General features: G+C 64.8%; 6 protein-coding genes. 5 read left to right on the forward strand and 1 reads right to left on the reverse strand.

Annotated features, from left to right (window positions below; all coding sequences use genetic code 11):
- Window positions 1-157: 157 nt before the first annotated feature.
- Complete coding sequence (gene repC / locus HUN39_RS16370; protein ID WP_175095533.1) at window positions 158-1,525, forward strand: plasmid replication protein RepC; 1,368 nt, start codon at window positions 158-160, stop codon at window positions 1,523-1,525.
- Window positions 1,526-1,599: 74 nt separating this feature from the next.
- The gene (locus HUN39_RS16375) at window positions 1,600-1,812 is read left to right on the forward strand and encodes a hypothetical protein (RefSeq protein ID WP_175095534.1); all 213 of its coding nucleotides are present in this window, start codon (window positions 1,600-1,602) and stop codon (window positions 1,810-1,812) included.
- A gap of 9 nt (window positions 1,813-1,821) precedes the next feature.
- On the opposite strand, the gene HUN39_RS19340 is transcribed toward HUN39_RS16375, so the two are convergent.
- The gene (locus HUN39_RS19340) at window positions 1,822-3,075 is read right to left on the reverse strand and encodes a site-specific integrase (protein ID WP_232366159.1); all 1,254 of its coding nucleotides are present in this window, start codon (window positions 3,073-3,075) and stop codon (window positions 1,822-1,824) included.
- A gap of 221 nt (window positions 3,076-3,296) precedes the next feature.
- Here HUN39_RS19340 and HUN39_RS16390 point away from each other — a divergent pair, with 221 nt between their 5' ends.
- The 3 genes from HUN39_RS16390 to HUN39_RS16400 form a co-directional block, all read left to right on the forward strand.
- A complete protein-coding gene (locus HUN39_RS16390) occupies window positions 3,297-4,943 on the forward strand; it encodes a Mu transposase C-terminal domain-containing protein (RefSeq protein WP_175095535.1) in 1,647 nt (548 codons plus the stop codon).
- A complete protein-coding gene (locus HUN39_RS16395) occupies window positions 4,940-5,872 on the forward strand; it encodes a TniB family NTP-binding protein (protein ID WP_175095536.1) in 933 nt (310 codons plus the stop codon). The genes HUN39_RS16390 and HUN39_RS16395 overlap by 4 nt, the downstream gene beginning before the upstream one ends.
- Window positions 5,869-6,308, forward strand: a 440-nt coding sequence (locus HUN39_RS16400) for a TniQ family protein (RefSeq protein WP_175095537.1), incomplete at its 3' end; no start/stop codon positions are given. The genes HUN39_RS16395 and HUN39_RS16400, both read left to right, overlap by 4 nt.

A 6,308-nucleotide genomic window follows, 5' to 3' on the forward strand; every position in this document is an offset into this window, starting at 1 on the left:
AGATTGAGGTTACGACAAAAGAAAAAGGCCCCCGAAACATCGCACGGAAGCCCTTCTCATAGTTCGCACCTAGAGAATCACACTTCCGCGAATCGCTGTCAAGAGTTGGCGCCGTTTCGGCGAGCGGATTTCTTTTGCCTGAACGAGGCAAAAGCTCATGAGAACATATTCAACGACGCCCTTTGGGCGGCGGCCGTTGACGCTTGCCATGGTGGCGGCGCAGGCGGCGACGCGAGATTTCGCGGCAAAACCCGACGCGTCCGAGACGGTCGTCCATAAATGGCGACTGTTTCGCGCAGCTACTGAAGCCAAAGGCCCGCTCGGCGTCACCGACCGGGCGCTGTCCGTCCTGCACGCCTTGCTGAGCTTCCACCAGGAAACTGCGCTGACGTTGCCAGAGGCAGAAGGCAGGGAAGGCGGGGAGAGTGATTCGCCCGGCATCGTGGTGTTTCCGTCGAACCGGGAGCTCTCGATCCGCGCGCATGGCATGGCGCCGGCGACGCTGCGCCGGCATCTCGCTTCGCTTGTCGAGGCGGGGCTGATCATCCGGCGGGACTCGCCGAACGGCAAACGTTTCGCGCGGCGGGGGCAGGGGGGCGAGATCGCGGAAGCCTTCGGCTTCGATCTGGCGCCGCTGATTGCGCGCGCGGCCGAGATCGAAAACCTCGCCGAAGAGGTGCGCGTCGAGAACCGCGCCATCGCTCTCCTGCGGGAAAGGATCACGCTGGCGCGGCGCGACATCGTCAAAATGATCGAGACTGGGATGGAGGAGGGCGTTTGTTTCGCGCCGATATCGATTGACGGGCAGGACGTCAGCGACTGGGAAGGCCTTTACGGGCGCTGCCAGGCCCTCTCGGCGCGCTATTCGCGCAGCCTGGGGAGAACCGGGCTGGAGGCCTTGGCGGGCGAACTGGCGGGCTTCGCGGCCGAAATCCAGAATCTATTGGAAACTCACGTAAAACAGCAAAAAAGAAGCGCCAATGAGTCCCAGACTGAGCGCCATATACAGAATCAAATCACAAACATTCCTGATCTTGAACCTTGCCTTCCAAAAGGCAGGGCCGAACCGCCCGGGTCAATGCCAGAAGATCCCGAAGCCGAGAGGGCAGGGGCGTCAACGACCGAGGCGTCCCGTACCGGAACGGGCGAGCGACAGGGGAGTTCGACACGAACCTATCCGCTCGGCATGGTGCTGCAAGCCTGTCCCGACATCGTCGATTTCGGCAAAAACGGCGAGATTGCCTGCTGGCGCGATCTCATCGACGCTGCGGCGATCGTGCGCTCCGCGCTCGGCGTCTCGCCCGACGCCTGGAAACAGGCGTTCGACGTTTTGGGCGAGCATGACAGCTCGATCGTCATTGCCGCAATCCTGCAGCGGGGCGAGGAAATCAAATCCGCCGGCGGCTATTTGCGGGTGCTGACCAAAAAGGCGCGGGAAGGGGAGTTTTCGCTCGGCCCCGTGCTGATGGCGCTGCTGCGCGGCAAGGCGGCAAAGGCCGCGCGTGGACGAAAGATGGCGGGATGATTGGACTTCCGACGAGGGGTTTCGCTGCCGTGGATTTGGCAATTATCGTTGACCATCGAGGGAGCGCGGACGCCATGACCGATACGACGACCCAACTCGCCATCCTTTCCGACGCGCTGGTCAAGATCATCGAACTTGGTCCGTTGGCGGATTCTGGGAAAGCTTCGCCGACCGATCTCCTGAGCCGGGCAGGGGACATTGCTGCGCGGGCGCTGACGGCCGCCGCCACCTACGGGACGCTGCCGCCATTCGCGGATTCTCCATCAGCAGAAGAAAACGGCTCGTGAACGGCGTCGTTACAACCCCGCCGCCTTGGTGAGATTGACCTTGAACCGGTCGCGTTTTCGTTGGTAGCGACGCGTCATCTCGGCGGAGGCGTGACCGAGATGTTTTTGCACATGCGCCTCTTCGATCTGCGCCGACGAGGCAAGCCCGGCCCGCAGCGAATGGCCGCCGAAAGCAAGCCGTCGTTCGCCTTCGGTCAGATCGCCGCGAATGCCGGCGGCGAGGGCGGTTTTCTGCACCAGTCTGGCGACATGCTTGTCCGTCAGACGGCTGGCGGAAACGCCGCCATTCTTGCGCGCGATCGGGCGGAAGAGGGGGCCCTGGCTTATTCGGCCGAGCCGCAACCAGGTCTCGAGCAGCGCGACGGGACAGGTCTCGGGACGCGAGCCGCGGCCGATTTCGACTTCGCGCCAGCCGGTCTTACCGGAAATCTGCAGCACCGCGCCGCCGTCGTTGTTGCTGGCGCTGGATAGATCCGCGCCAGTCGTGCCGGCGCTCGAAACATCGGCGGAGTCTCTGCTGGCGCTGGATATATCCGCGAAGTCCTTTCTGGCGCTCGGAACATCGGCGCCAGGAGGAAAAATCTCGATCCAGCCGGTCCCGTCCTCGCTCTGATCGGGGCCGCAATCGAGGCCGACGATTTCCGAGCGGCGCAGACCGCCGGCGAAGCCGATCGCCAAAATGGCGCGGTCGCGGATGCCACGCAGATCCATCTCGAGCGTCGCCAGCATAGCGATGAGCTCATCGGCGAAGATCGCTTGCTTTTGGAGCGGGGGGCGGCCATGGGCGCGGCGAATGCCGGCGAGCACGGTGGAAATATGCCGATCGCTCGTATCGAGCGGCGCCCCGAGCTGGCGGTAACGCCAGCAAATCCCTGAAAGCCGCCGCTCCAGCGACGCGACGCTGAGCGCCGGCCGGCCTCCGGCGCCGATATTTCGTGCGCCGGCATGGACTCCGCCGATATTTCGTGCGCCGGCATGGACTCCGCCGATGTTACGTGCGCCGGCAGAGACTCCGTCTTGCATGCAGGCGGCGAGATAGAGGCCGACGGTTGGCGGGTCCGGGGGCAGGGGATCGAGCCCAGAGCGGCGCAGCCAGGCGGCGAACTGCCGCCAATCCGACTCATAGGCGCGCTGGGTGTTGTCCGCGCGGGCGTTGCGGGCGTAATCGCGGGCCTTTTCGGAGAGCGCAGTGAGATGCGGGGAGGGGGGCCGCGCCGTGAGGGGCGCGAGGTCGCCTTCGAAGTCGTCGTCGATGTCCGCCATCTCGTCCTCTTTTCGGTCCGGCTTGGGTCCTGCGTCGTTTCGAGCGCAAAAATTCCGACGCCTCGGAAGGCTCTCTGAGGTCGATTTCGGCCATTTTCGCCCTGTCGTTTTGCACAATTTGTTGGACGCCAAGCCATTGAAATGCCCCGAATCGGCCTGAGCGTTATTGCGTGGATTCTGCCTTATTCGCTGGAATTTTTCACCCTCAATAGGTGGACGGCGTGGCGAAGCGGATCGACAAGCTCGGCGCTGATGACGCGCTTTGGCGCATCGCGATGGCGCGTGCGGAAACGATCCGCCCGCTGATCGCCGCCGGAACGCTGAAAGCCGGCGTCATTGCTGACGCCTGCAGGAAGCTCGGGGTCCGACGGGCGCGACTCTATGCGCTGATCGAGCAGTTCCGCGAAGCGCCCGTCACCAGTTCGCTGCTCCCCGCGCGACGCGGTCCGCGGGAGGGGTCGCGCCGGCTGACGCCGGAGCAGGACGCCTTGATCGGCGAGGCGATTTTGCAATTCTACCGCACGCGCCAAAAGCCGAGCGTGAACGCGCTGCGACGGCATTTACGACAGTTGTGCCAGGCGAAAGGCGCGCCTGTTCCCTCCTGGAATGCGATCAAGGCGCGGGTGGCGCGCGCCGACGAACGCCTTTTGCTGCGCGACCGGGAGGGGGCGGCGGCGGCCCGCGCCCGTTTTTCGCCGGTGGTCGGCGAATATCATGCAAACCACGCGCTTGAAATCGTTCAAATCGACCACACCAAGATCGACGTCTTTGTCGTCGACGCCGTGCATCGCCAGCCGATTCAACGGCCATGGCTGACGCTGGCGATCGATGTGGCGAGTCGTATGGTGACGGGATTTTATGTTTCGCTCGAAGCGCCGTCGTCGACATCGGTCGCGTTGGCGATCCAGCACATGACGTTTCCGAAGGCGTCCTGGCTCGCGGCGCGGGAAATCCCCGCGGAATGGCCGGTTTCTGGCCTCCCCGAGGCGATCCATCTCGACAACGCCAAGGAATTCCGAGCGCGCGCCTTGACGCGCGGCTGCGACGAGCATGGCGTGCGGCTGATTCACCGACCGGTCGCGCGTCCGCATTATGGCGGACATATCGAGCGGCTGATCGGCACGATGATGAGCGCCGTCCATCTGCTGCCCGGCACGACATTTTCGAATGTCGCGGATCTCGGCGACTACGACGCCGCCAAACACGCGACCATGACGCTCGACGAGCTGGAGCGCTGGCTGGCGTTGGAAGTGATCCGCTATCACGGCAGCGTGCATGGCGCGTTGAAACTGCCGCCTCGCGCGGCATGGCGGGAAATGCTGGCGGCGCGGCCGGCGCCGATCGCGCATCCCGCCGATCCGGCCGGCTTCCTCCTCGACTTTCTTCCCTTCGAGGAACGCCTCATTCGGCGCGACGGCGTGCGACTGTTTGATCTGCGCTATTGGGATGACGTTCTCAGTCCCTGGGCGGGGCGCCTGCGCCGACGGCTCAGGGTCAAATACGATCCGCGCGATCTCTCGACAGTCTTCGTCGAGGATCCTGACGGCGGCCATTGGCCGGTGCGCACCGCCAATCTGAGCCGACCACGGATTACGCTGGCGGAACTGAAACTGGCGCAAGGCGCGCTGAAAGCGCGTGGCCAAGCGCTTGTCGACGAGCAGCTGATTTTCGAAACGGTCGAACAACAACGCGCGCTTGTCGCTTCGGCGTCAGCGGCCACGCGGTCGGCGCGTCGTCAAGCCGAACGTCGGGCGCGCGCTTTGGCGGCTTCGGGACAGGCGGCGGCGTCGGCGACCGGGGCAAGCGCCAACCCCGATGCGGATAATTTTGACGACGTCCTGCCGCTGGCGATGGAGGAATGGTCATGAGCGCGATCGGGGAGGGCGATTACGCCCACATTCTACCAGCCTATCGCACGAAGGCGGCGCTCTCCGACGCCGAGCGGATCGCATGGATCAGGTCGGATCGCTGGATCGAGACGGCCCAGGCGAAGGCCGTGCTCGCGCGGCTCGAGGATTTGCTGACCTATCCGCCGCGCGATCGCATGCCTTGCCTACTGATCTATGGCGACACCGGCATGGGAAAGACCAAGATCATCCGCAAATTCCTGCGGGCGCATCCGCCGCGTTTCGATGGCAAGATTGGCGTGACGGCGACGCCCGTGGCGGCGATGCAAATGCCGGCGGAGCCGATAGAGCGCGACGTCTACGGCGAACTCTTGAGCACGCTCCAGGCGCCGACTCCGGTCGAGGCGACGACGCACCGGCTGAAAGAAACCTGCCGCGGGCTGCTCAAGACTCTCGGCGTCCGCCTACTGATCATCGACGAGGTTCACGCCATGCTTGCCGGCACGTTTCGGCAGCAGCGGATTTTCCTGAACGCCATTCGTTTTCTGGCGAATGATCTGCGGGCGCCGCTCGTCTGCGCCGGAACCGACCTCGCCCGTCAGGCGCTGTTGACCGACCCGCAGCTTGCCGAGCGCTTCGAGGCGTTTCATCTCGATCGCTGGCGGAATGACCGGCATTTGGCGGAGCTTCTGATCAGTCTCGCCGGCCTGCTGCCGCTGCGCCGGCCGTCGATGCTGCACACCGCCGAAGCCAGGCGGCGGGTTCTCGACATGACCGATGGCGTCACAGTGCGCATTTTCCGACTTGTCGAGAGCCTGGCGATCGAAGCGATCCGTTCGGGCGAGGAACGGATCACGGCGCAAAGCTTCGACGCTCCCGACCTCGTTCTGCCGCTGGTGGCGATGACGCGGAATATCGAGACGCGCCTGATGCGGTCGGCGGGCCGATGAGTCGGTGCCTTTCGATCGCGCCGCGTCCCCATGCCGACGAGCTCTTGTCGTCCTGGCAGGGACGGGTCGCGTGCCACTACGGGATGACTCGCGAGGCGCTCGGGCGTTGGATTGGCCTCGCGCCTCAGCACGCCGCGCCGGGCGGCTTCGCGGCGGCCGACTATGCGCCGGCGGCGGAGGTCTTGGCGGCCTGGTCGCGGGCCTGTCGGCTCAATCCGGCGCGCATTGACGATCTCGCTTTGCGCCGATCCGGGCGCATGCTCGACCGCCATGTCTGGGCGCGTGAAGCGGGCGGCGTCTTTGTCGGCTACGCGTTTTGTCCGGCTTGTCTCGAAGAGGATGCGGCGGCCGGCCGCGATCAATATTTTCGGCGGCGCTGGCTGCAGATCGAGGCGCTGCTTTGCGAGCGTCACGACCGCCTTCTCGTCGAAGCCTG

Origin of the sequence: Methylocystis silviterrae, assembly GCF_013350005.1 — a bacterium.
In the GTDB taxonomy this organism is placed as follows: domain Bacteria; phylum Pseudomonadota; class Alphaproteobacteria; order Rhizobiales; family Beijerinckiaceae; genus Methylocystis; species Methylocystis silviterrae.